Here is a 23,001-nt window from a genome sequence, read left to right as displayed (position 1 = left end):
GGTGCGACATGACGCTGAAGCTGGTGATCGGCAACAAGAACTATTCCTCATGGTCGATGCGGCCCTGGCTGGCGCTGCGCGGCTGCGACATCGCCTTCGATGAGATCGTGATCCCGCTCTACACCGACGATCCCGCCGACAAGGCGCGCATCCTCAAGCATTCCCCGGCCGGCAAGGTGCCGATCCTGATCGATGGCGCGATCAGCGTGTGGGATTCGCTCGCGATCATCGAATATCTCGCCGAGCGCTTCCCGCAGGCGGGGCTGTGGCCCGCCGATGCCGCTGCCCGCGCCCATGCGCGATCGGTCTGCGCCGAGATGCACTCCGGCTTTCCGGCCTTGCGCAACGAATGCCCGATGAATCTCCACCGGCCGGTGCGGCCGGTGGAACTGTCAGCCGATGCCAAGGCCAACATCGCGCGGATCGAGGACATCTGGCGCGACTGCCGTGCCCGCTACGGCCATGGCGGGCCGTTCCTGTTCGGCCGCTTCGGTGCCGCCGACGCCATGTTCGCCCCGGTGGTCACGCGCTTCCACAGCTTCGCCATTCCGGTCGCCGCTGAGACCCGCGCCTACATGGACATGATGATGGCGATGCCGGCCTTCGCGGCCTGGGTGAAGGACGGCCTCGCGGAGGACTGGGTCATCGAGCGGGTCGAGAACGTCTGAACGGTCTCGTCTGTTCGCGATTTGGTCCGTGGTGGACGAGCGCGCCCCGAGCCGCTCGTCCAGGAATACCGTTTGCGGACCCATCCCGTTGAAGAATCTCGCAATCTCCGCGTTTGCCACGTCGTGAGGTCGCTGGTCAGGGCGGGCGGCGGCGTGATATAAGCGCGATATTTATAAAGACACGCCGGCTCGGGCAGCGGGACCAGGGGCTCTTGCCGGCATGCGAGCAGGAGAGGGCGTTGAAACACAAGTTCCCCATTGGGGCGACCGTCTATTTCACCGCGAGCAACGTCTCGCGTCCGGCGGCCACAGGCACCTACGAGATCATCCGCCAGCTTCCGACGGAAGACGACGACTGCCAGTATCGGATCAAAAGCTCGACGGAAGCCTTTGAGCGGGTTGCCAGAGAGAGCCAATTGGCCTTGTCTTGAGAACCACGTGCCGCGTCGGCGGACGCGGCCGCCGGAGACGTAGCCGAAGCGAGAGGGAGAGTTGCCACGCGTTCGGGAGCCGTGGCGCGAGACGATGACGATTGCTGCGCGATCCCTTTTGGGGATAGCGGGTAGCTCCACACCATCCGGCGCCCGCAGGCGCATGGAATCGTCTTATTGTCTTGGTGGGGCCGCAATCGATCGGGTGATCATTTGAATTTGATGATCGTTTCACGGCCGTCCCATGTAGGGACGCCATCGGGGCCGCTTTCGCTGGCCCACGTCAGGAACAAGCGCGCATGAACTCGACCTGGCCTTCCTCGTTGGATCAGCTCTTGAACTCACCGGCGTTCCCGATGTGGCTCACCGTTGCCGCGGCGGGTTTCTTTGCGCTGGTCGTCCTGACGACGCTGCTCAGGGCCGAGAAATCGGTCGCCAACGGCGCGCTGACGGTGATCACGCTGCTGGCGGTCGGGATTGCGGTGGCGTCGATGATGCGGAGCCAGGATGCGACCCCGCGTGGCGCCAATGGCGATCCTGCTGTGACCGCCTCCGTCGGCCTCTCGCCGCCCGCGCTGGCCTGCGTGGATGATCTCGCCGGCGATCTGGTGCTCGCGAATTGCGAGAAGAGCCTGTTCGGATCGGCCGAGATGACGGCCGCTGCCGTCAGCTATGCGGCGGGCATGCTGAGCCGGCTGTCCCAGGTGGGCGACGTCGCCAGCGCCAACAAGGTGATGACCGCGGAGCTGCTGGCGCTGCGCCGTGCCGTCGAGCGCGATCGCTATGGCCTGATGGCCTATGTGCTGCTGACACGCGACCGCTGCACGCCGAGCGATTGCGTGATGTTCCGTGCCGTGGGCGATCGCCAGCAACTGATGAACAACATGGAAGGGCGGACCTATGAGGGCCTGGTGACACGCTACGCCTCGCAGTGGAATGCGGTGCCGGGCCAGCCCGTCGCTGGAACCTTTGCGGGATTGGCGCCTCCAGGGGTGGCGCCGTCGGCGCCGAGCGGCAAGCCGACGACCGCGGAATTTCCCAGCTCGGCGAACACCCCGCCGGTCAGCATCATGAATCCCGAGCCGACGGCCTCGACGCGCTCGGCCGCCCCGGCAGCCGCGGCGCCGAAACCGCCGACGCAGCTTACGCCGTCGCCCGCAGCCCCACCGAGCGTGGCTGCCAGCCACGCCCAGGCGCCGGCGGCCAAGAGGGCCGCGCCGAAGCCGAAGCCGGCCGCTGCGGCGCCTCAAGCGGCGCCTGAGCCCGCCGAGCCGGCCGCCAACAACGAATAGATCCCGCTGGTCGAACCGCCATCATGACTCTGCACCTGATCAAGCTCGCCGTCGGCTGCGAGTCCGTGAAAGAGCTGAAGGAGTGGATCGCCGAGCGCATGCTCGCGGCCAAGAAGAAGGGCCTGCCGCAGCAGCACGTCCATGTCACGCGGATGACGCCGAAACGGGTCGAGGACATCCTCGCCGGCGGCTCGCTGTACTGGGTGATTCGCGGTGAGGTCGCCGCGCGCGAGAAGATCGTCGGCATCGAGCCGTTCCGCGACGGCGACGGCATCGGGCGGTGCCGCATCATCATGCAGCCGAAGGTGATCGCGGTGTCGCCGCGGCCGATGCGTCCGTTCCAGGGGTGGCGCTATCTGACCGCCGAGGATGCGCCGGCCGATCTCGGCAAGGCCAGTGCGGCGGGCGTCGAAGCCATGCCCGAGCCGCTGCGCCGCGAGCTGCGCGATCTCGGGTTGCTGTAGCACCTCGACGTGCCGGTGGTGTTGCGCGTGAGCATCTCACGCGCGGCGGAAGTTCAGCCTCGCTCGCAAGGGCAGGGCGTACGTTCGAGGCGGCGTCGGCTGCCGTTGCCTCTGCCTTGCGGGCGAGGGAGCCGCTCACGGTGTCTTGGCGGACCGCCGGTCTCCCGGCGCCTCACGCCGCGATATTGTCGATCAGTCGCGTGGTTCCGATCTTCGCTGCGACCAGGATGCGCTTGGGTCCCGACTCGTTCGGGGCGATGGGCGCCAGCGTCTCGGCGTGGCGGACCTCGAGATAGTCCAAGGCGAAGCCGGCTTCGGTGATTGCGGCGGCGCCATCATCAACCGCCGCCTGCATGTCGTCGCCGGCGCGCAGCCGGGCCGCCAGCTCCTTCAGGACACGGTGCAGCGTCGGCGCCGCCCGCCGCTCATCTGCCGAGAGGTAGACATTGCGCGACGACATCGCGAGTCCGTCGCGTTCGCGCACCGTACGCGATCCGACGACGCGGACGCCGAGATCGAGGTCGCGCGCCATCTGGGCGACGACGCGGAGCTGCTGATAGTCCTTCTCGCCGAAGATCGCGACGTCCGGCCGGCATTGCGTGAACAGCTTGGCGACCACGGTCGCCACCCCGCCGAAGAAATGCGGACGGAAGCGGTCCTCCAGCCCGGCCAATGCCGCGCCTTCCGGCACGATCCGCGTCGCGAAGCCGTCCGGATACATCGCCTTCGCGTCGGGATGCCAGATCAGATCGACGCGCTCGGCCGCAAGTTTCGCAACATCCTCCTTCCAGGTCCTGGGGTAGGACCCGAAATCCTCCGTCGGCGCGAACTGAGTCGGGTTGACGAAGATCGAGACGACCACCTTGTCGGCGCGGCGCTTCGCCTGCCGGACCAGCGAGATGTGCCCTTCATGCAGCGCGCCCATGGTCGGCACGAGCGCGATGCTGGCTTTTCTCGCGCGCAAGCTGTCGAGCTCGCGGCGGAGGGCGGAAACGGTGCGGGCGACGCGCGGGCTTCGTGACATTTTTGCTCGATCTCACAGCGAAAAATTGCGGTTGCTCTGTTCGGCCTTGACGCTCGGGCGACCGCCCTTAACAAGGACGCGGCACGCCGCTCAGCATACTTGAATACGCCTGTTAGCACGTCTCCGCGTCCGATGCGGAGTTGGTAAACGCGCGCGTCAAGTAGTAGCGGAGGATGCGTCTCCCCGTGGGATTCACGATGACGATGCATTTCACTTGACCGCAGACGACCGTGACTCGAAGATGATCGTAAGAGGTCGACAACATGCTGGTGCAGACTAGCCAAGGACAATCGGGCTCGGCCCACGTGGTTGTGCTTGGGAACGAGAAGGGCGGGTCGGGCAAGTCGACCACCGCCCTGCACATTGCCGTGGCACTCCTGAAGGCCGGCCAGCGCGTCGCCACGATCGATCTCGATTGCCGCCAGCAGAGCTTCACCCACTACATCAACAACCGCAGCGCCTGGGCGCGCCGCACCGGCCTGCGCCTCGAGCTGCCGACGCACTACTGCATCCAGCTCGGCCGGACGTTGCAGATCGACGAGAACGAGAACACCGAGTTCCAGCAGTTCATGGAGGCCGTGAGCGCGGTCGAACGCTCGTTCGACTTCATCGTCATCGATACGCCCGGCAATGACAGCTACCTGATGCGCCTGGCGCATTCGATGGCGGATACGCTGGTCACGCCGATCAACGACAGCTTCCTCGACTTCGACGTGCTGGGAACGGTCGATCCCGCGACCTATGCCGTGACCGGCGAGAGCCATTATGCGGAGATGGTGCGCGACGTCCGGCGCAAGCGCCGCCAGGTGGACGGTGCGATGACCGACTGGATCGTGGTCCGCAACCGGCTGTCGATGCTCGGCTCGCGCAACAAGCAACTGGTCGCCGACGGCCTCAAGGACCTGTCGCTGCGGCTCGGCTTTCGCGCCATCGACGGCTTTGCCGAACGCGTCGTCTATCGCGAGTTCTTCCCGCGCGGGCTGACCGCGCTCGACGACATCGACGAGGCGACCCTGGGCACTCGCCCCAATCTTGGCCACGTCACGGCCCGGGAGGAGGTCACCAGCCTGCTGCGTCAGCTCAAGCTGCCGCTGGATGAGCGCGGCCGCCGCCGCGCCGCGAACCGCGCCGAATGGTTCGCCCAGGTCGACAAGCCGCTCGACCTGCACGACATCATCAGCGCCTGAATACCGTCCGCAGTCAGGCGAGACCTCGCCTGAGACATTGTGCACGTTGAACTTGCCCGCGGCTTGGTTAAAAATCTCCGGACAGCGGCGGCGGGTAGCGGCGCGTTCAGCCTGTTTGGGCTGGACGGAAGAAGATTTGTCTCAGGTCAACGCCGCGGCCGCCAATTTCGCTAGATTGCCGTCAAATTCATGACTGATTTGAACCTGACGTTCAGGGCTCAAGTCACAAGAGGATGCGGCGGAACCCGCTCTGCTGCACAGCAACTAGGTGCGGCGCACAACGAACGGGCGACGGATACACAACATTTAGTCTTCCTGTCACAGCGCCGTTACATATATTAAACAGAACGGGTCGCGAGAGTCTTACAGGTTCAAAACTACCTTTGATTGTGCTCCCGAGGGACGAACATGAAGCGTGGAATAACCGTTCTTGTGTCTGTCAGCGTGCTGGCGGCCGTCGGCTACTTCACCGCGAGCAAGTGGGCGATCCGGCACGAAACCATCAGGTTCTATGACGCCTCGCGCGACAACCGTCTGGTCGAAGTCGCCGTGGCCGTCCGCCGCGACAAGGAGATGCAGGCCGAAGCCGGCATGATCAAGCTGCCGGTCGCGATCCTCAATCACGGCAACACCGTCAAGTTCACCGAGTACTCGTTCCTGGCCAACGTATTTGCTGCGCGCGGCTACATGGCCGTCAGCATCCAGCACGACCTGCCGACCGATGCGCCGATGGTGACGAAGATCGGCGAGCCCTATGTCGGCCGGCTGCCGCAGATCCAGCGCGGTGTCGCCAACATCCGATTCGCCGTCGAGCAGATGCACCAAGTGCAGCCGAATGCGGACTATGATCATCTGACGATTGTTGGTCATTCGATGGGCGGCGACATCTCGATGTATTTCGCCAAGCAGTATCCCGAAGACGTCCGGAAGGTGGTCACGCTCGACAACCTCCGCGTCCCGTTCGTCACCGACGGCAGGTTCAAGATTCTGTCGTTCCGCTCGAAGGACCCGCAATTCAAGACCGATCCCGGCGTGATCCCGAGCGACGACATCTGCGAGAAGGAAGGCATCACCGTCGTCAAGACGGACTTCCAGCACAACGACATGCGCGACACCGGACCTGACGATGCCAAGTCGTCGATCCAGGCCATGCTGGACAAGTTCCTCGCCGATAGCGACAGCACCAGCGACATCGGGCCGGTCAAGACCAATACCCCGTTGCTCGATCCGGGTCCCGTCGCGCCTTATGCGCCGGTCGGCAAGACCGCGACGCCGGCCAAGCCGCTGACGCATTGAGGGGGCAGGGGCGGACGCCGGTCTCGCCTGATCCTTGCGGCCCTTGCGACTGGAACGAACGGCGTATCCGGCAGATGTCACTGCCGTCATTGAAGCTGTCCATCCGCCTGCCCACATGATGCGCGTCCGAGCAAGGTGCGTGCATGGTCGATCATCGTTCGAAGCCCGGTTCTGCCCCGATCACCTCGCCCGACGATGGCTCGCGTCAGCAGCGCTTGCCGGACAATGAGCATTCCACGGCAGACGCGATTGCGGCATTCGTCGCGCAGGCCAAGGCCATGGCTCCCGCGGCTCTGGGGACCAGAGGCCGCCTCGTCTTCGCGCTCGATGCGACCCTGAGCCGCCAGCCGACCTGGGACATGGCCTGCGCCCTGCAGGCCGACATGTTTCGCGAGGCCGCAGCCCTCGGCAGCCTCGATATCCGGCTGGTGTACTACAGGGGCTTCAACGAATGTCGCGCCACTGGCTGGATCTCCGACAGCGCCGAGCTCGCCCGGCTGATGGGCAAGATCGATTGCCGCGGCGGCAAGACCCAGATCGGCAAGGTTCTTGCCGAGGCGCGGCGCCATGCGACAGCGTCCGGAATCCGCGCCGTCGTGTTCGTTGGCGACGCGATGGAGGAGGATGTCGACGAGCTCTGCGCAAAGGCCGGCGAGCTCGGGCTGTTGAAGGTCCCGCTGTTCATGTTCCAGGAGGGCCATGAGCCCGCGGCCGAGCAGGCGTTTCGCGAGATGGCGCGGCTCTCGGGAGGAGCGTGGTGCAGGTTCGATCCGGGCGCCTCCGCGCAGTTGCGCGAGCTCCTGCGCGCCGCCGCGGCCTACGCTGCGGGCGGTCGCGCGGCGCTGCTCCGGCTCGCCGGCTCCGAAGCGGGCGCGGCACGCCTGATCGGGCAGATGAAGTAGAGATCGATTTCGGCCGCCGCCAACATCAAGCGCACCGGCTCGAGCCTGCCGGTCGGGGACGCAGCCGATCATGCTTTTTGTGCCGACACGCTCTATATTCGGCCCATGACACTGATCGCTGGCGCCGTCGCCGTCATCACCCTTTATCTGTTGCTGCAGATGTTCCGGAACGCCAATCCGGCGGCGCTGGCGCGCGCGATCAAGGTTGCCGGCGGCATCGGCTGCCTTGCGGTGGCAGCTTTCACCGGCCTTCGCGGCGAGCTGGTGGTGGCGATCCCGATCGGGTTGTTCGGGGCGGGGCTGCTCGGCTGGTCACCCGGCGGGCTCGGCAATCTCGGCAGCATGTTCGGGCTGGGTGGGCAGCGCTCGTCCGGTCAGAGCTCGCGGGTGCGCTCGCAGTTCATCGAGATGGTGCTCGATCACGACAGTGGCCAGATGCTGGGCCGCTTCGTCGCCGGCATCCATGCCGGCCGGTCGCTCGACGAGTTCGATCTGCCGCAGCTCGCGGCGATGGCACCGAGCCTCGATGCCGACAGCGTCGCTCTACTTGAAACTTATCTGGACCGCCGGTTTCCCACTTGGCGTCAGCACGCGCAAGGCGATGCGGCAGGGCGGCAGCGCCGCGCGGCGTCGAGCTCCAAAATGACGGAAGAGGAGGCCTATCAGATCCTTGGCCTGCAGCCGGGCGCGGGGCGAGACGAGATCGGGCGTGCCCACCGTGCGCTCATGAAGAAACTGCATCCCGACCAAGGGGGGTCGACGTATCTCGCCGCCCGGGTGAACGAGGCCAAGGATACTCTGCTTCGTACGCATCACGGCTAACTCCGGCAACGCCACCAACGCCACAGATCGAAACTGCTTCCATCACAGCCATGTCGACATCAGCGGCTCCCGGCTCTGTCAGGCGCGATCGTGCGACATGGTGAAAAAGTTCTAGCGGCAATTCCTTGACGAGTGGTTTGCGCGAGCGCGTTCGCGGCGGTGTCGCACGCGCGCAAAGAAAAAGGCCCGCGCGTGTGTCGCGCGGGCCTCATATGTCGTGATGTCGGTGCGTTAGTTGTGCACGGTCATGCAGGAGATGTCGGCGCGCTTCAGCTTCTTGCAGACGGCCTCGGCCTGATCACGATCGAGGCCGGCGAAGCGGGCGCGGATGAGGGTCTTGTCGCCCTTCGCGACCGTCTCGGTGAAGGGATCGGCCTTGCTGAGGAGACCTTGTGCCGAGCTGCGGGCCGCCTCGATCCGCTTCTGGGCCTCGGCCTCGTTGTCCAGCGCTCCGACCTGAATGATCCAGCCGCTCCGCGTGACGGACGACTTGCTCGGGAGCTCCGGCGCAGCGCTCGCGGAGGCGATCTGCGTCGGCTGGGCCGGAGGCGCGGCATAGGCCATGGCCTGCGACGAGCCTGCCGGCAGGCTGGAGGCGGGCAGCACGCCGAGAATGCCGTTGCCGGTGCCATGGCCCGGCGGCTGCGGCGGCATCTCGGGGCGGGCGGCTTCGGCGCGCACCATCGGCGGCGCCGGCTCGATCGCTTCGATGCGCTGTGCAATCGGGGCAGGCGGTGGCGCCACCGGCTGCGGGGCCGCCGTGGCGAGCTTGACCGCGCCGGCCTTGACCTGAACGGTCCTGACCTTGACGGGCTTCATCGGCTCGGTCGAACCGGGAACGATCGACATCGGCTGGGTCTGGATCACACCCGATGTCATCGGCGCGGGCTCGACCTTCGCTTCCTTCGGCGCCGCCGGCGGCAGGGCCGCGGTGGCTTCCGACAGGGTCGAGATCAGCTTGGCGGCGCGGCTCGGGGCCGGGGCCTCTGGCGCCGCCGAGGCGAGCTGGACCGTGCCCCGGTCGTCGCCGGCATCGGAGCCGCCGCGCTCGCCGATCGCCGCGACGGTGCGCTTGGTCGCGCCCTTCTCGAGGTTCTCGGCGAGCAAATTGCGCATGATCGCGTCGCGCGAACCGCCGCTGCGGCCGCCCAACACGACGCCGATCAGATGGCGGTTGCCGCGGCGCAGCGAGGTCACGAGATTGAATCCGGACGCGCGCGTGTAGCCGGTCTTGATACCGTCGACGCCCTCGACGCTGCCGAGCAGGTGATTGTGGTTGCGGATCGACTGGCCGCGATAATTGAAGACCTCGGTCGAAAAGTAGCGATAGTAGCGCGGGAAGCGGTCCTGGATGGCGCGGCCGAGGATCGACTGGTCGCGTGCCGTCGTGATCTGCTCGTCGGCGGGCAGGCCCGAGGCGTTGACATAAGTGGTGCGGCTCATGCCGAGCGAGCGCGCCTTGCGCGTCATCATCTTGGCGAAATCATCCTCGTCGCCGCCGATCGCCTCGGCAATGACCACCGCAGCGTCGTTGGCCGAGCGCGTCACCAGGCCCTTGATCGCGTCCTCGACGCGGATGGTCTGGCCGGGGCGCAGGCCGAGCTTGGTCGGCGACTGCTCGGAGGCGTGCTCGGACACCGGCATCTCGGTGTCGAGCTTCATCTTGCCCGACTCCAGGCGCTCGAACAGCAGATAGAGAGTCATGATCTTGGTGAGCGACGCGGGATGCCGCAATGCGTCCGGGTTGGTCGCGGTCAGGGTCGCGCCCGAATTGCCGTCGACGATGATCGAGGCGAAGGCCGGGCTGTAGCTGCCTTCGTCGGTATGGGGCGAGTGACGCGCGTGGTGGTGCCGATGACGCCGGCGCGCTTCTGCGCTGTCGACCGTGACCACTGCTGCCGTCGCGAGGGTGATCAGTCCATAGACGCCAACTCGCAACAGGCGCGAGGAAGCCATTTTTTTGCGAAGCATGAAATCCCCGTCCAATTTCTGACGTGATCACCGGCTCGTAAGGCGAAATTGTGCCGAACGCCCCTTTGACCGTGCCTGTCGGACCTCCCGATCGTGCCGTGACGCTGCCTAGCATCGAAGGGCCCGAACTGAGGTTTTGTTAAGACGCTGTTTTAGAACAGCTTTACGGTTCGGCCGACGCTGGCCGGGACCACCGGAGAGGTTAGGACGGTCGAGTTGCCAAAGGATTAAAGAAACCTTGCGGCGATGGCCGGTATTTCTGCCGAACTGACCCGGGTTGGAGCGCCTGACGGTGGATCGGGGAGCAATGCCCGGGATGGTGCATTGCACAAGATTCTTGATTGATTTTGTGCGCTGCACTATATTGTGATCGCGTCAGGGAGCCGGGGCTTCCCTGAGGGCGCTCAAAGTCAGGGAAAGGAATGCCACATGTTTAAGGTTGAAGACTTTCAGAACTACGGCAAAGAGCAGTTCGAGACCGTCGTGAACTCCGCGACGACCGTGCAGAACGGCCTCCAAGCCATCGCAACCGCCTATGGCGACTACACCAAGAAGTCGTTCGAGGACACCAAGTCGTTCGTCGAGAAGCTCCAGGGCGTGAAGTCGCTCGACAAGGTGCTCGAGGTGCAGACCGAGTTCGCCAAGTCGGCCTACGAGACCTTCGTCGCCGATTCGCAGAAGATCGCCGGGCTGTATTCGGATCTCGCCAAGCAGGCGTTCAAGCCGCTGGAAGGCATCGCCGCCAAGTTCACCCCGCCGGCCGCGCACTGACCGTTCGCGCCCGCAGGGAGCACAAAGCCCGGCTTGCGCCGGGCTTTTTTGTTGGCTGAAGGCAGAGCGCTGTCGGGGGCCCGGCGCGTCTGCTATTTGGCGACCCGCAGCTTCGACAATGCGGTGCCGATCGAGTTGAACGTGGTCACGATCTGGCTCGAACTCGTCAGCATGTAGAATTTGTCGGGACTGCTGGCGCAGTTCTGCAGCACGGTCGAGGTCGGGTCGGCGGGCGAGCTCGTGTTCACCTGGATCGTGTAGATCGTGTACATCGCGTTGCCCTTCGAATCCTTGGTGTTCTTCAGGTTCGAGCAGAGCAGGGCCTGGCGCGCGTCGATCGGGTTGCCCGAGGCTTGCGACGAGCCGTTGCCGTATTCGGGCCAGCGGTCCTCGGTGTTCAGGCCGTCCGACAGCAGGATGATGACGCGATTATAGGTGGTGTTGACGTCCTCCGCCGGCGCGCCCAGCACGCCGTTCGGAATCAGCGACTGCACGGCCCAGGCAAGTCCGATCGCCTGGTTGGTGCCGCCGGTCGGCTGCATGGCGTTGACGGCGCTCTTCAGCGAGCTCCAGCTGTAGCTGAGCGGCACGATCTCCGCGAGTTTCGTCGAGGCCGTGCTGCTGCAGTACTGGATGTTGTTCTCCATGTGCTGGTTGGCCGGGAACAGCGTCGTCACGTCGGAGGTCGCCGGCGACACGGCATTCGCGTCGTTCGGCTGGGTGCGGTCGGCGACGCATCCGGTCCAGGTGCTCTTGGTGTTGGCGACCCAGGTGTGGGTGAAGGTGTTGACCTTGCACACCGTGCTGGATCCGCTTCCCGTGCAGCTGCACGTGTTGTTCGGAAGATTGCTGCCGCTGGTCGGGCAGCTGCAATAGCTGCCGGTGCACCAGTTCACCCGCGTGCTGGTCTGAACGCTGTTCCAGCAGCCATTGTAGTAGCTGTGCGAGGCTGAATCATAGCCCGGGCAGACGTAGCCGGTGTAGCTCCCGCTCGACGGAATCCTCGAGGCGCTCGAACTCCCGGTCGCCGGGTCGCTGGTGCAGGAGAAGTAGGGAAAGCCGTTGCCGGACTTGAACGGACAGGAGGATCCCGGTCCCACCATGTCCCATTGCGATTGCGTGTAGCTGCCGTTCGGGATTGCGGCCTGATAGGAACCATTGGCAGGCTGGATCGTGGGCGGATTCTGCCAGTCGGTCCAGTCGATCCAGTCCTTGGCGTAATTGCTGGCGCCGACGTTGACGACCTTGGCGAATGGAACGACCGAGATATAGACGTCGCCCGGGGTCTTGGCCAGCGCGCTGAGCTGGTCGATCAGCCCGCCGCTGCCGGCCACGGCGTTCTGCAGCGCGGACATCTTGCCGCTGGACGCCATCGAGCCGGTATTGTCGAGCGCGAGCGCCACTCGCATCTTCACGTCGCCCCAGGTCGATGTCGTTTTGACGCCGAAGTCCATGGTCGGAAAGCCGGCAATCCTCATGAACTGGGTGACGATCTGGCCGGAGGCCGACAATTGGATGTTGGAGGCCGACGTTGTGGTCGAGGCGGTATAGCTGGCCGTCACGGTGACGTTCTGCGCGTCCGTGCTGGTGTAGAGCGCCTTGAAATAGGCGCTTGCCTTGGTTCCGATGTCGGTTGCGCTGATGGTGCCCTGCGCCAGGTCGCGCGACAGCATCAGCGAGGTGGCGTCGAGCGCAGCCTGCATCGACGACCGCGCGGCGTTCAGCCGGCTGTAGTCGACGCCTGCGCCGACGAAGGCCAGGATGGGGACGAGCGAGATGGCGAATAGCATGGAGATGTTGCCACCGCGGTCGCAGGCGAACCGTCGGACGGCGCGGCGGCAGAAACGAATGAAGGAGACATCGGTCATGTCGCTCACCAATTATGGTTTTCTGCAGGTGTTTTCGGTTCAGCTTCGTCAAGGCCGGGTAAATCGAAACCGCGAAACACTGGGCCAATGCCCGCAGCCTGGCGCCGCGCCCGCAACCGAGCTGGTTCCCTGTCAATGCCCGCTGAATGGGCTTTGTAAAATGCGACCGGTTTGATTAACCTTGCGCCTCATCGCCGGGGCAGGGAATCGGTCCTGCCGGAGCGTCGGTCCGTCCTGGGCCTGCGCTTGCGGCAAACCGGTCGCTGACCCATATTCCTGGTGTCGGTCCGACCGGACCGGTCGGCTGGGACAGGCGATCTGGAAAGCAGGACCGGGTGGCGGAAAGCGGCCCGGCAGGGGACAGGTCGGGGCGCCCCTTATGAGAGCAACCCTCCGAGGGAAACTCTTTATTGGGAGCCTCGCAGCCATATCTAACGCGTGCAAGATGTCGCAGCCAACTTCCAGATTGAACCGATCCGCGCCCAGGATGAGCAATAACGACAACAAGTCCGGTGGCACCGGTGGCCCGGTCACGTCCGTGATCACCAAGGTCAAGCCGAAGACCAAGCGCCCCAACCTCTACCGCGTCCTGATCCTGAACGACGATTACACGCCGATGGAATTCGTCGTTCACGTCCTGGAGAAGTTCTTCAACAAGGACGTCGAGGCCGCGACCAAGATCATGCTCCACGTGCACCATCACGGCATCGGGGAGTGCGGCGTCTTCACCTACGAGATCGCCGAGACCAAGGTGACGCAGGTGATGGACTTCGCCCGCAAGCACCAGCATCCGTTGCAGTGTGTGATGGAGAAGAAATAGCCGGCTCCCTCCGCGAAGAGAGCCGCCGACGCGCGCGTCTGCGAGCCAGGGGCCGGGGGCTCCGGCTGCTCGGGGGTGCTGCCCGACTGATCGCCGCGAATCGGCGTCGGACGAAGGATCCTCGAAGGCCGCAGATTGCTGCAGACGAGGTCAGCGCGATCCGGCAGGTTTCACGTTTCGCCCGAAGAATTACGGCCGCTCCGGTCCTTATCTCTTCCCGCTCGGCGGCCTGCGCCGTTCGGTTGGCGCAAGCCCGATTTGCCGCAATGGGAACGGGTTTTGCATTGACGATCCGGTGAACCCGTAATCGAGCGGCTCGGCCGGTCTTTTGTCGCACTCGGTTATAACTATATTTGACGAAGGTTGTTGTTGCCTGACCGGGCGGCGGCGATCATGATGGCAAGGGGCCACAGAGGACGCGCATGCCGACTTTTTCTCAAAGCCTTGAACAATCCCTGCATCGTGCGCTGGCGATCGCCAACGAGCGTCATCATCAATACGCGACACTGGAACATCTCCTTCTGTCCTTGATCGATGACAGCGATGCCGCGGCCGTGATGCGCGCATGCAGCGTCGACCTCGACAAGCTGCGCGGCAGTCTCGTGAACTACCTCGAAACCGAGTTCGAAAATCTGGTCACCGACGGCAGCGACGACGCCAAGCCGACCGCAGGTTTCCAGCGTGTGATCCAGCGCGCCGTGATTCACGTTCAGTCGTCGGGCCGCGAAGAGGTCACCGGCGCCAACGTGCTGATCGCGATCTTCGCCGAGCGTGAGAGCCACGCCGCGTACTTCCTGCAGGAGCAGGACATGACGCGCTACGATGCCGTGAACTACATCAGCCACGGCATCGCCAAGCGTCCTGGTGTCTCCGAAGCGCGCCCGGTTCGTGGCGTCGACGAGGAGACCGAAGCCAAGGGCAACGAGGACTCCAAGAAAAAGGGCGAGGCGCTGGAAACCTATTGCGTCAATCTCAACAAGAAGGCGCGTGACGGCAAGATCGATCCGGTGATCGGCCGCAACTCCGAGATCAACCGCGCCATCCAGGTGCTGTGCCGGCGCCAGAAGAACAACCCGCTGTTCGTCGGCGAAGCCGGCGTCGGCAAGACGGCGATCGCCGAGGGCCTCGCCAAGCGCATCGTCGACAGCGAAGTTCCCGAGGTGCTGTCGGCCGCGACCGTGTTCTCGCTCGACATGGGCACCTTGCTCGCGGGCACGCGCTATCGCGGCGACTTCGAGGAGCGCCTGAAGCAGGTGCTGAAGGAGCTCGAGGCGCATCCGAACGCGATCCTGTTCATCGACGAGATCCACACCGTGATCGGTGCCGGTGCGACGTCGGGCGGCGCGATGGATGCGTCCAACCTGCTCAAGCCGGCGCTGGCCTCGGGCTCGATCCGCTGCATGGGCTCGACGACCTACAAGGAATATCGCCAGCATTTCGAGAAGGACCGCGCGCTGGTGCGCCGGTTCCAGAAGATCGACGTCAACGAGCCGTCGGTCGAGGATGCGATCGCGATCCTGAAGGGGCTGAAGCCGTACTTCGAGGACTATCACCGGCTGAAATACACCAACGAGGCCATCGAGGCCGCGGTGCAGCTGTCGTCGCGCTACATCCATGACCGCAAGCTGCCGGACAAGGCGATCGACGTGATCGACGAATCCGGCGCGGCGCAGATGCTGCTGGCCGAGAACAAGCGCAAGAAGACGATCGGCATCAAGGAGATCGAGACCACGATCGCCACGATGGCGCGGATCCCGCCGAAGAGCGTGTCGAAGGACGATGCCGAGGTGCTCAAGCATCTCGAGCAGACCCTCAAGCGCGTGGTGTTCGGCCAGGACAAGGCGATCGACTCGCTGTCGGCCTCGATCAAGCTGGCGCGGGCCGGCCTGCGCGAGCCGGAGAAGCCGATCGGCTGCTACCTGTTCTCGGGTCCGACCGGCGTCGGCAAGACCGAGGTCGCCAAGCAGCTCGCGTCGACCCTCGGCGTCGAGCTGCTGCGCTTCGACATGTCGGAGTACATGGAGCGGCACACGGTGTCGCGCCTGATCGGCGCGCCTCCCGGCTATGTCGGCTTCGACCAGGGCGGCCTCCTGACCGATGGCGTCGACCAGCATCCGCATTGCGTGGTGCTGCTAGACGAGATCGAGAAGGCGCATCCGGATCTCTACAATGTGCTGCTGCAGATCATGGATCACGGCCGGCTCACCGACCACAACGGCAAGCAGGTCAACTTCCGCAACGTGATCCTGATCATGACCACGAATGCAGGCGCGGCCGACATGGCCAAGCAGGCGTTCGGCTTCCATCGCTCGAAGCGGGAAGGTGACGATCACGAGGCGATCAACCGGCAGTTCGCGCCGGAATTCCGCAACCGGCTCGACTCCATCGTCTCGTTCGCGCACCTCAACGTCGAGGTGATCGGAATGGTCGTCGAGAAGTTCGTGCTGCAGCTCGAGGCCCAGCTCGCCGATCGCGACGTCACGATCGAGCTGTCGGAGCCGGCGAAGAGCTGGCTGATCCAGCACGGCTATGACGAGCAGATGGGCGCGCGCCCGATGGGCCGCGTGATCCAGGAGCACATCAAGAAGCCGCTGGCTGATGAGGTGCTGTTCGGCAAGCTGAAGGGCGGCGGCCACGTCCGCGTCGTGCTCGTCAAGGACGAGTCCGGCGTCGAGGAGAAGATCGGCTTCGAGTTCGTCGAGGGCCCGGTCACGCCGAAGTCCGAAGTTCCGGCGGCGCGCAAGCGCAAGCCGAAATCCGGCGGCGGCTCGAAGGGGCCGGCTCCGAAGGGACCGCTGGTCAAGGCGTAAGCCTGACGCGACGAGATGAGTACGAAAGGCCGGCCGTCGCGCCGGCCTTTTTCGTTGACGGGAGGTGCTTTGATGCGACGTCCGGCTCAGGCCGGCTTGACGAAGAAATACACCGTCAGGCCGCAGCCGACGGCGATGATGAAGCGGCGCACATGGGCCGGCGGGATGATCTGGCTGAGCCGCGCGCCGACGAAGCCGCCGACCATGGCAGCGCCCATCATCGTCAGCGTCTCCAGCCAATGCACGCGGCCCGAGAACGCAAAGATGGCGGAGGCCGTCATATTCATGAGCGCGGCGAGCAGCACCTTCATGCCGTTCATGGCGCGGATGTCGCGCAGGCCATAGAACACCAGCGCGGCCAGCATCAGGATGCCGATGCCGCCGCCGAAATAGCCGCCATAGATCGCGATCACGAACTGCACCGCCTGGATGGTCCGCGGCCCGAACCAGCGCGCGCCATCCTTCGGCGTAAAGCGCATGCCGAATGCAAACACCATTGTGGCGAACAGTAACAGCCAGGGCACCAGCCGGCTGAAGGCGGCCGACGGTGTGACCAGGAGCAGCACGGCGCCGAGCGTGCCGCCGAGCAGGCTGATGATCGACAGCCGCACGAGGTCGTGACGCCACGGCGCCTTTGCGTCGTTCAAGATCTCACGGGAGGCCCAGGCGCTGACGAACTGGCCGGGGCACAGCGCGACGGTGCTGGAGGCGTTGGCGTCGATGGCCGGGATGCCGGCCGCAAGCAGCGTCGGGAAGGTCAGGAACGCGCCGCCGCCGGCCAGCGCATTGACGATACCCGAGCCGAAGGCGGCGAGGGCGAGCAGGGCCAGCATCGTCCAGTCCGTCATCGCTGTCGCTACTCGCCCTTCAGCCGCTGGCCGTCCTGGACGCGGACGCGCTCGGCGCCGCGGGCGCCGGCCGGCGACAGCCTGAGCATGCTCAGGAATGCGCCGACCAGCGCGAAACCGACGCCGGTCAAGAGCGACAGCCGCGTGCCGTCGGTCGTGTCGATCGCCAGGAACATCGCGACCAGGGCTGCGCCCGTGGTCTGGCCGAGCAGCCGCGCCGTCCCGAGCATGCCGCTGGCGCCGCCCGCGCGCTCGCGCGGGGCGGCCGCGATCATCGTGCGGTTGTTGGGCGTCTGAAACAGCCCGAAGCCGCAGCCCGCCAGCGCCATGCGCCAGACGACATCCCATGCCGAGGGCTCGCGCGGCAGCAGGCCGAGCGCACCGAGCCCGCAGGCGAAGATCACCAATCCGATCCCACCAAGCAGGCCGGCCGGCACGCGCTCGACCAGCCGGCCCGCCAGTGGCGCGGTCAGGCCGACCGCGATCGGCCACGGCGTGATCAGGAGACCCATCTGCACCGGCGAATAGCCGAAATGGCTTTCGAGATAGAAGGGGATGGCGACGAAGGCGAGCATCTGGCCGCAGAACGACGAGATCGAGGTCGCAATCGACAGCGCGAACACCGGGATGCGCAAGAGGTCGAGCGGCAGCAGCGGCGAGGCCATGTGGGTCTGGCGCCAGACCAGCCACACGCCGGCCGTGATGGCGAGGACGAACTCGATCGCGCAGGTCACCAGCGCCTCGCCATGGCCGAGGCTGTCCACGGCGGCGATCAGGAAGCCGAAGGCGACCGCGCTCAGCGCCGCGCTCTGCCAGTCGAACATGTGCGGGGCGCGCGGCGTATGCGGCAGGAAGCGGAAGCCGAAGACGAAGGTGACGATGCCGAGCGGCACGTTGATCGCGAACAGCCACGGCCAGCTGCCGACGGCGAGAATGCCGGCGGCGATGGTCGGACCGACCGCGGCGGACACTGCGACCACCATCGCATTGATGCCGATGCCGCGGCCGAGCAGAGCGTGCGGGTAGGTGAAACGTACCAGCGCCGAGTTGACGCTGAGGATGCCGGCGGCGCCAAAGCCCTGCAGGATGCGCGCGAGCGTCAGCAGCAGCAGGCTGTCGGCGAGCGCGCAGAACGCGGAGGCCGCCGTGAACAGCACGAGGCCGGTGAGATAGACCCGCCGATAGCCGATGATCTCGCCAAGCGAGGCCAGCGGCAGCAGCGAGATCGTGACCGCGAGCTGGTAGCCGTTGACGATCCAGATGGAGAACGCCGGGCTGGCGTTCAGGTCGCGGGCGATCGTCGGCAGCGCCACATTGGCGATGGCGCCGTCGACCACGGCCAGCACGATGCCGAGCGCGATCGTCACGATCGCCCAGGTGCGCTGCGGCAGCGGCAGTCCGTCGGCGTGCAGACCTGGGGTCGTCGGCGTCATCATGCGGGCTCCGGCCGCTGCCGCGCCGCGGACAATGGACGGGAACGGGCAACACGGCGGTACATATCCCGTTCCACGCCGGCGGAGCGCGCCGACGCGTCACCGCCGTTTGGGGCGGACCTGAATCGCCTTGAGATAGTTGGCCGCGGCTTCCGCCTCGGGCCGGTCGAACTGGAAGCTCGGCATGTCCTTGTGAATGGTCGACAGGCCGGCCTGCAGCCGCTGGGCGAAATCCTCGTCGTAGAGCTTGCTGTCACCGAAGGTCCTGAACGGGGGCGCGTCGGGGTGCGGGCTGGCGCCCGTGAGACCTACGGCATGGCATCGGCTGCAAAGGCTTTGCAAGAGCGCTTTTCCACGCTTCTGCTCGCTGTCCAGCGCATGGCTTGGGCCTGTGAGCAGGCACGTCAAAGCCAACCCAAGCCCTGCTCGCATGATCATGTCACGTTCACCCGACTTATCCGGCCTACCAGCGGCCGGTGGCCTTTCCATAGGCGTAAAGCCCGATCAGGCCAATGCTCACGATCGTCGAGCCGATCAGGATGATCAGATCCCAACGGGGAGGATCGTCATCATCCCGGTTCAACGTCAGCAGGGTAAACAGAGCCTTCAAGGCAAAACGGCGCATCGCAGATCCGGCCCGGCCGACCAGCGCATGCGGCCGGCGCGTTGCAAGGGAGTTTCGAGGGGAGTTTAGCGCTTCAAGGTGCTGCGCCGCCACTCGCGTGGCGAGAGGCCGAACTGCTCGCGGAACACGCGGCCGAAATGCGAGAGGTCATTGAAGCCCCAGGAAAAGGCGATCTCGCTGATCTGACGATGCGCCAGCATCGGCGAGCCGAGATCGCGCCGGCACTGCGTGAGCCGCTCGGCCAGCACGAAGCGCTGGAACGACGTCTCCTCGTCCGAGAACAGATCGTTGACGTAGCGCGCCGAGAGCCCGAGCTCGCGTGCGATCTCCGGCAGTGAGAGGTCGGCGTCGGACAGCCGGGTGCGGACGTGCGCCTTGATCCGATAGAGCAGCGCTGCGCGATGGCTCGAGGCGGGCAGGGGCTGGGTGCACAGCCGCTCGGCCAGGGTCATGGCGAGCAGGTCGGCGGCCTGGTCCGCCAGCCGTTCGGCATGCTCGGGGCCGATGTGCTCGGCGCGCTCGCAGAGCCTGACGATGAAGTCGTGGGCGAGTGGCTGGAGCGGGCTGTCGGAGCCGAAGCTGATCGCCGTCACGGTCTCGGTCGGACCGATCCGGCGCTGCAGCATCTCGCGCGGGAGCTTGAACACGATCTGCTTGAACGCGGCGTCGAACTGCAGCTCATAGGGACGGGTCGTGTCGTAGATCGCGAACTCGCCGGGCCGGATCACGGTGTCGCGGCCATCCTGGACGACGCCGCCGATCCCCTCACGCCCGAGCGCGACGAGGATGAAGTCGGCATCCGCCCGGGAGATCCGCTGCGAGGTCCGGTGCACGCGCTGCCGGTCCGAGGCGACCTCGGAGCACACGGCCCGTCCCAACGCGGTGTGGGTCACCGAGCCGCGAAACGCGCTGCCGAGATCGGAGGTGCAATCGAGCCCGACATAGACGTCGCAGACGATGTCCTGCCACAGCGCCAGCCGGCGGTGGCCCGGGCTTCCGTCGGTGGTGAACAGGATCGGCATCGCTCCGTCTCCTCCTGCACCTGTGCCTGCGGCAATGCAGCAAATTCCGGGCCGGCTCGATCTTCGTCGCAGCCGCAGTCGAATGTTCGTTCCCTGGGAGACGAGCGCGAAAGCCGGCTGGCGTCAATAGTTGGCCCGGTCGCGGCGCCACCCGCCGCGCACGGGCATCAGGGAGCAGCAGCGATGGGACTGGCACATCCGAAATACAAGGTGGCGGTGGTGCAGGCGGCGCCGGCCTGGCTCGACCTGGACGCCTCGATCAAGAAGACCATCGCCCTGATCGAGGAGGCCGCCGACAAGGGCGCCAAGCTGATCGCGTTTCCGGAGGTGTTCATCCCCGGCTATCCCTGGCACATCTGGATGGACTCGCCGGCCTGGTGCATCGGGCGTGGCTTCGTGCAGCGCTATTTCGACAACTCGCTGGCCTATGACAGCCCGCAGGCCGAGGCGCTGCGGGCCGCCGTGCGCAAGGCGAAGCTGACGGCCGTGCTGGGACTCTCCGAGCGCGACGGCGGCAGCCTCTACATCGCGCAATGGCTGATCGGCCCCGACGGCGAGACCATCGCCCGGCGCCGCAAGCTGCGGCCGACCCATGCCGAGCGCACCGTCTACGGTGAGGGCGACGGCAGTGACCTTGCGGTGCATGATCGTCCCGACATCGGCCGGATCGGTGCGCTGTGCTGCTGGGAGCATCTGCAGCCGCTGTCGAAATACGCGATGTACGCGCAGAACGAGCAGGTGCATGTCGCCGCGTGGCCGAGCTTCTCGCTGTACGATCCGTTCGCGCCGGCGCTCGGCGCCGAGGTCAATAACGCCGCCTCGCGCGTCTATGCGGTCGAGGGCTCGTGCTTCGTGCTGGCGCCGTGCGCCACCGTCTCGCAGGCGATGATCGACGAGCTGTGTGACCGGCCCGACAAGCACGCGCTGCTGCATGTCGGCGGCGGCCATGCCGCGATCTTCGGTCCGGATGGCTCTTCGCTCGCCGAGAAGCTGCCGCCGGAGCAGGAAGGCCTGCTGGTCGCCGAGATCGATTTGGGCATGATCGGCATCGCCAAGAATGCCGCCGATCCGGCGGGGCACTATTCGCGCCCCGATGTGACCCGGCTGCTGCTCAACAAGAAGCCGCTCAACCGGGTCGAGCAGTTCGCGCTGCCGGTCGATGCGGTCGCTCCTGGCGAAGCGCAATCGGCGGCTGGCTGACGGGCCTGGCGAGCGGGCTAGGTCCCGGCCTCCGGTTGGGCCGGCGGCGGGGCCGACCGCCGCGGCGGCCGTTGCGCACGGCCTGCCGGTGCCGCCATGCGTGGCTGCAAGGTGACGATCACCGGGTTCGGCTTGTGGTCGGTCGCCGCGCCAGTCGCCGCGTCCACACCCATGCCGATCAGGCCGCCCGCCAGGATGTTGCCGGCGAAGCCGGCCGCGCCGGTCGCCGGGATGTCCTTGGTCAACGGGATGATCTGGGTCTCGTAGCCAGGCTTTTCGATGGTGACGGAGATGTCGGCATTGCGCTTGGCGACGAACGAGCAGGGAGTCGTGCAGGTCATCGGCGCTTCGAGACCGGCGACCGTGGCCTCGGCGCCGGACGGCGTCGACGCGACGCTGATCGTCTCGGTTGTACCCCGCGTCACGGACGCGCAACCTCCCAGCGCGGCGCACAGCGCCACCAACGCTACAACTCTCATTTGGTACTGCCCCCTTGAACCCGGGCGAACTCAAGCGCAACTGGAGCGGGACGGCAAGCGCAATCAGCATTATCCGAAGAAATTCCCGGGCGAGTTTCGCCCGAGTGTGGCTTTCACACCTGCTTTCCACGAACCTGCCGCGCGATCGCCTTCTGCGCATCGAACTCGGCGCGCCGCCGCGCCAGCTCCTGCGGCGCGAGCATGGCGGGATTGCTGTAGTCGCGCTTCCAGCCGTGATCCTCGCTCCACTGCAAAGGCGATTGCACGGTCGTGCGTGCGGCTGGTGAACTCTCGAGGACACGTAAAGCCAAATCGAGCGTGAAGGCCTGCGAGGCCGCGTCGTGCGGCTTGCCGGCGGAATTGCCGAGCGGAAAATCCGAGAACAGGAAGCGCGGCGCGGCGGCGTGCTCGACGATGTCCTTGGCGCAGCCCATGACGACGGTCGCGACGCCGTTCGCTTCGAGATGCCGTGCCACCAGGCTCACCGTCTGGTGGCACACCGGACAGTTCGGCACCAGCACGACGGCGTCGATCGCGTCGGCGCGGCAGCGCGCGAGAATCTCCGGCGCATCGGTCTCGATCGTCACGCGGTGGCTGCGATTGGTCGGCGCGCCGAAGAAACGCGGTCCGACCGTGCCGATGCGGCCTTCACCTGCCAGCCTTAGGAGCTGTGGTAGCGGAAACCAGGTGCCGGCATCCTCGGCCGCGGTGTGCACGCGATCATAGGCGATGTGGGAAATGCGCAGGTCGTGCTGCGCCGACGTGTCGCCGTCATAGACGGAGTAGAACTTGGCGCCGCCATTGTAGGGCGCGCCGGGACCTTGATCGCCTTTGGCGGGATCGAAAGGCGCGGCCGTGGTGACGATGGTGACGCGCGACTGCGCGAGCGGCTTGCGCAGCGGCTGAAACGGCGCCGACGTGTAGTGGGCCCAGCGATAGGGCGTGTCATAGCCGATCGCCAGATAGTAGTCGCGCGTGCGCGCCATGTAGGACAATGGCGCATCGCTGTCGGGCGCGAAGCCGAGTCTGTCGTCGGTCGGTGCGGTCATCCGTCGCGCTCCCTGCAGG

Annotated in this window: 22 protein-coding genes; 12 read left to right on the top strand and 10 right to left on the bottom strand. The window is 65.8% G+C overall.

The features are described 5' to 3' along the window. Positions 1 to 8: 8 nt before the first annotated feature. The 4 genes from ACQR1F_RS08215 (at position 9) to ACQR1F_RS08200 (ending at position 2,855) form a co-directional block, all read left to right on the top strand. The gene (locus ACQR1F_RS08215) at positions 9 to 668 is read left to right on the top strand and encodes a glutathione S-transferase family protein (RefSeq protein ID WP_316181807.1); all 660 of its coding nucleotides are present in this window, start codon (positions 9 to 11) and stop codon (positions 666 to 668) included. Between the two features lie 239 nt (positions 669 to 907). Then, a complete protein-coding gene (locus tag ACQR1F_RS08210) occupies positions 908 to 1,099 on the top strand; it encodes a hypothetical protein (RefSeq protein ID WP_315718364.1) in 192 nt (63 codons plus the stop codon). Positions 1,100 to 1,398: 299 nt separating this feature from the next. Then, the gene (locus ACQR1F_RS08205; protein WP_434912791.1) at positions 1,399 to 2,391 is read left to right on the top strand and encodes a hypothetical protein; all 993 of its coding nucleotides are present in this window, start codon (positions 1,399 to 1,401) and stop codon (positions 2,389 to 2,391) included. 23 nt (positions 2,392 to 2,414) lie between these two features. Next, entirely contained in the window at positions 2,415 to 2,855 is a 441-nt protein-coding gene (locus ACQR1F_RS08200; protein ID WP_434912790.1) for a DUF1489 family protein, read from the top strand. 172 nt (positions 2,856 to 3,027) lie between these two features. Here the strand turns inward: ACQR1F_RS08200 and panC are convergent, their stop codons facing one another. Beyond that, on the bottom strand, positions 3,028 to 3,879 hold the full coding sequence (gene panC, locus ACQR1F_RS08195) for a pantoate--beta-alanine ligase (RefSeq protein WP_316181812.1): 852 nt from the start codon (positions 3,877 to 3,879) through the stop codon (positions 3,028 to 3,030). 263 nt (positions 3,880 to 4,142) lie between these two features. Between panC and ACQR1F_RS08190 the strand changes: the two genes are divergently transcribed. From ACQR1F_RS08190 to ACQR1F_RS08175, 4 genes are all read left to right on the top strand, one after another. Further along, positions 4,143 to 5,066 carry a division plane positioning ATPase MipZ gene (locus ACQR1F_RS08190; protein ID WP_315718368.1) on the top strand — a complete coding sequence of 308 codons (924 nt, stop codon included), beginning with the start codon at positions 4,143 to 4,145 and terminating at the stop codon, positions 5,064 to 5,066. Positions 5,067 to 5,474: 408 nt separating this feature from the next. After that, positions 5,475 to 6,362: an alpha/beta fold hydrolase gene (locus ACQR1F_RS08185; RefSeq protein WP_315804140.1), complete on the top strand. Its 888-nt coding sequence runs from the start codon at positions 5,475 to 5,477 to the stop codon at positions 6,360 to 6,362. 143 nt (positions 6,363 to 6,505) lie between these two features. After that, entirely contained in the window at positions 6,506 to 7,264 is a 759-nt protein-coding gene (locus tag ACQR1F_RS08180) for a VWA domain-containing protein (RefSeq protein WP_434912789.1), read from the top strand. 105 nt (positions 7,265 to 7,369) lie between these two features. After that, positions 7,370 to 8,086 carry a DnaJ domain-containing protein gene (locus ACQR1F_RS08175; protein WP_316237485.1) on the top strand — a complete coding sequence of 239 codons (717 nt, stop codon included), beginning with the start codon at positions 7,370 to 7,372 and terminating at the stop codon, positions 8,084 to 8,086. Between the two features lie 231 nt (positions 8,087 to 8,317). On the opposite strand, the gene ACQR1F_RS08170 is transcribed toward ACQR1F_RS08175, so the two are convergent. Continuing rightward, positions 8,318 to 10,057, bottom strand: coding sequence for a serine hydrolase (locus tag ACQR1F_RS08170; RefSeq protein ID WP_315804137.1), 1,740 nt, complete (start codon positions 10,055 to 10,057; stop codon positions 8,318 to 8,320). A gap of 429 nt (positions 10,058 to 10,486) precedes the next feature. On the opposite strand from ACQR1F_RS08170, the gene ACQR1F_RS08165 reads away from it, so the two are divergent. Further along, positions 10,487 to 10,828: a phasin family protein gene (locus ACQR1F_RS08165; protein WP_315718372.1), complete on the top strand. Its 342-nt coding sequence runs from the start codon at positions 10,487 to 10,489 to the stop codon at positions 10,826 to 10,828. 92 nt (positions 10,829 to 10,920) lie between these two features. Here ACQR1F_RS08165 and ACQR1F_RS08160 read toward each other — a convergent pair whose 3' ends face one another. Further along, positions 10,921 to 12,696: a TadE/TadG family type IV pilus assembly protein gene (locus tag ACQR1F_RS08160; RefSeq protein WP_315804136.1), complete on the bottom strand. Its 1,776-nt coding sequence runs from the start codon at positions 12,694 to 12,696 to the stop codon at positions 10,921 to 10,923. A gap of 487 nt (positions 12,697 to 13,183) precedes the next feature. Between ACQR1F_RS08160 and clpS the strand changes: the two genes are divergently transcribed. After that, positions 13,184 to 13,516: an ATP-dependent Clp protease adapter ClpS gene (gene clpS / locus ACQR1F_RS08155; protein ID WP_008960690.1), complete on the top strand. Its 333-nt coding sequence runs from the start codon at positions 13,184 to 13,186 to the stop codon at positions 13,514 to 13,516. A gap of 422 nt (positions 13,517 to 13,938) precedes the next feature. After that, positions 13,939 to 16,326, top strand: a complete 2,388-nt coding sequence (clpA, locus tag ACQR1F_RS08150) for an ATP-dependent Clp protease ATP-binding subunit ClpA (RefSeq protein ID WP_315804135.1) — start codon at positions 13,939 to 13,941, stop codon at positions 16,324 to 16,326. Positions 16,327 to 16,412: 86 nt separating this feature from the next. Here clpA and ACQR1F_RS08145 read toward each other — a convergent pair whose 3' ends face one another. The 5 genes from ACQR1F_RS08145 to ACQR1F_RS08125 all read right to left on the bottom strand — a co-directional run bounded on the left by ACQR1F_RS08145 (position 16,413) and on the right by ACQR1F_RS08125 (position 20,254). Beyond that, on the bottom strand, positions 16,413 to 17,174 hold the full coding sequence (locus ACQR1F_RS08145; protein WP_315804134.1) for a sulfite exporter TauE/SafE family protein: 762 nt from the start codon (positions 17,172 to 17,174) through the stop codon (positions 16,413 to 16,415). A gap of 8 nt (positions 17,175 to 17,182) precedes the next feature. Beyond that, entirely contained in the window at positions 17,183 to 18,607 is a 1,425-nt protein-coding gene (locus ACQR1F_RS08140) for an MFS transporter (protein ID WP_434912788.1), read from the bottom strand. Positions 18,608 to 18,706: 99 nt separating this feature from the next. Further along, entirely contained in the window at positions 18,707 to 19,045 is a 339-nt protein-coding gene (locus tag ACQR1F_RS08135) for a c-type cytochrome (RefSeq protein WP_315804133.1), read from the bottom strand. 25 nt (positions 19,046 to 19,070) lie between these two features. Next, positions 19,071 to 19,232, bottom strand: coding sequence for a hypothetical protein (locus tag ACQR1F_RS08130; protein WP_315804132.1), 162 nt, complete (start codon positions 19,230 to 19,232; stop codon positions 19,071 to 19,073). Between the two features lie 65 nt (positions 19,233 to 19,297). Continuing rightward, positions 19,298 to 20,254, bottom strand: a complete 957-nt coding sequence (locus tag ACQR1F_RS08125; protein WP_434847053.1) for a helix-turn-helix domain-containing protein — start codon at positions 20,252 to 20,254, stop codon at positions 19,298 to 19,300. A 183-nt stretch (positions 20,255 to 20,437) separates the two neighbouring features. Here ACQR1F_RS08125 and ACQR1F_RS08120 point away from each other — a divergent pair, with 183 nt between their 5' ends. Continuing rightward, positions 20,438 to 21,454, top strand: coding sequence for a carbon-nitrogen hydrolase family protein (locus ACQR1F_RS08120; protein WP_316218266.1), 1,017 nt, complete (start codon positions 20,438 to 20,440; stop codon positions 21,452 to 21,454). Positions 21,455 to 21,471: 17 nt separating this feature from the next. On the opposite strand, the gene ACQR1F_RS08115 is transcribed toward ACQR1F_RS08120, so the two are convergent. Next, positions 21,472 to 21,933: a PEGA domain-containing protein gene (locus tag ACQR1F_RS08115; RefSeq protein ID WP_316181829.1), complete on the bottom strand. Its 462-nt coding sequence runs from the start codon at positions 21,931 to 21,933 to the stop codon at positions 21,472 to 21,474. 113 nt (positions 21,934 to 22,046) lie between these two features. Then, complete coding sequence (locus ACQR1F_RS08110; RefSeq protein ID WP_434912787.1) at positions 22,047 to 22,982, bottom strand: glycine reductase; 936 nt, start codon at positions 22,980 to 22,982, stop codon at positions 22,047 to 22,049. Positions 22,983 to 23,001: the final 19 nt, after the last annotated feature.

The organism is Bradyrhizobium sp. HKCCYLS3013, assembly GCF_051167615.1.
GTDB lineage: Bacteria > Pseudomonadota > Alphaproteobacteria > Rhizobiales > Xanthobacteraceae > Bradyrhizobium.
The sequence above is the reverse complement of the archived record's forward strand: the minus strand, read 5'-3'. Positions and strand labels throughout refer to the sequence as shown.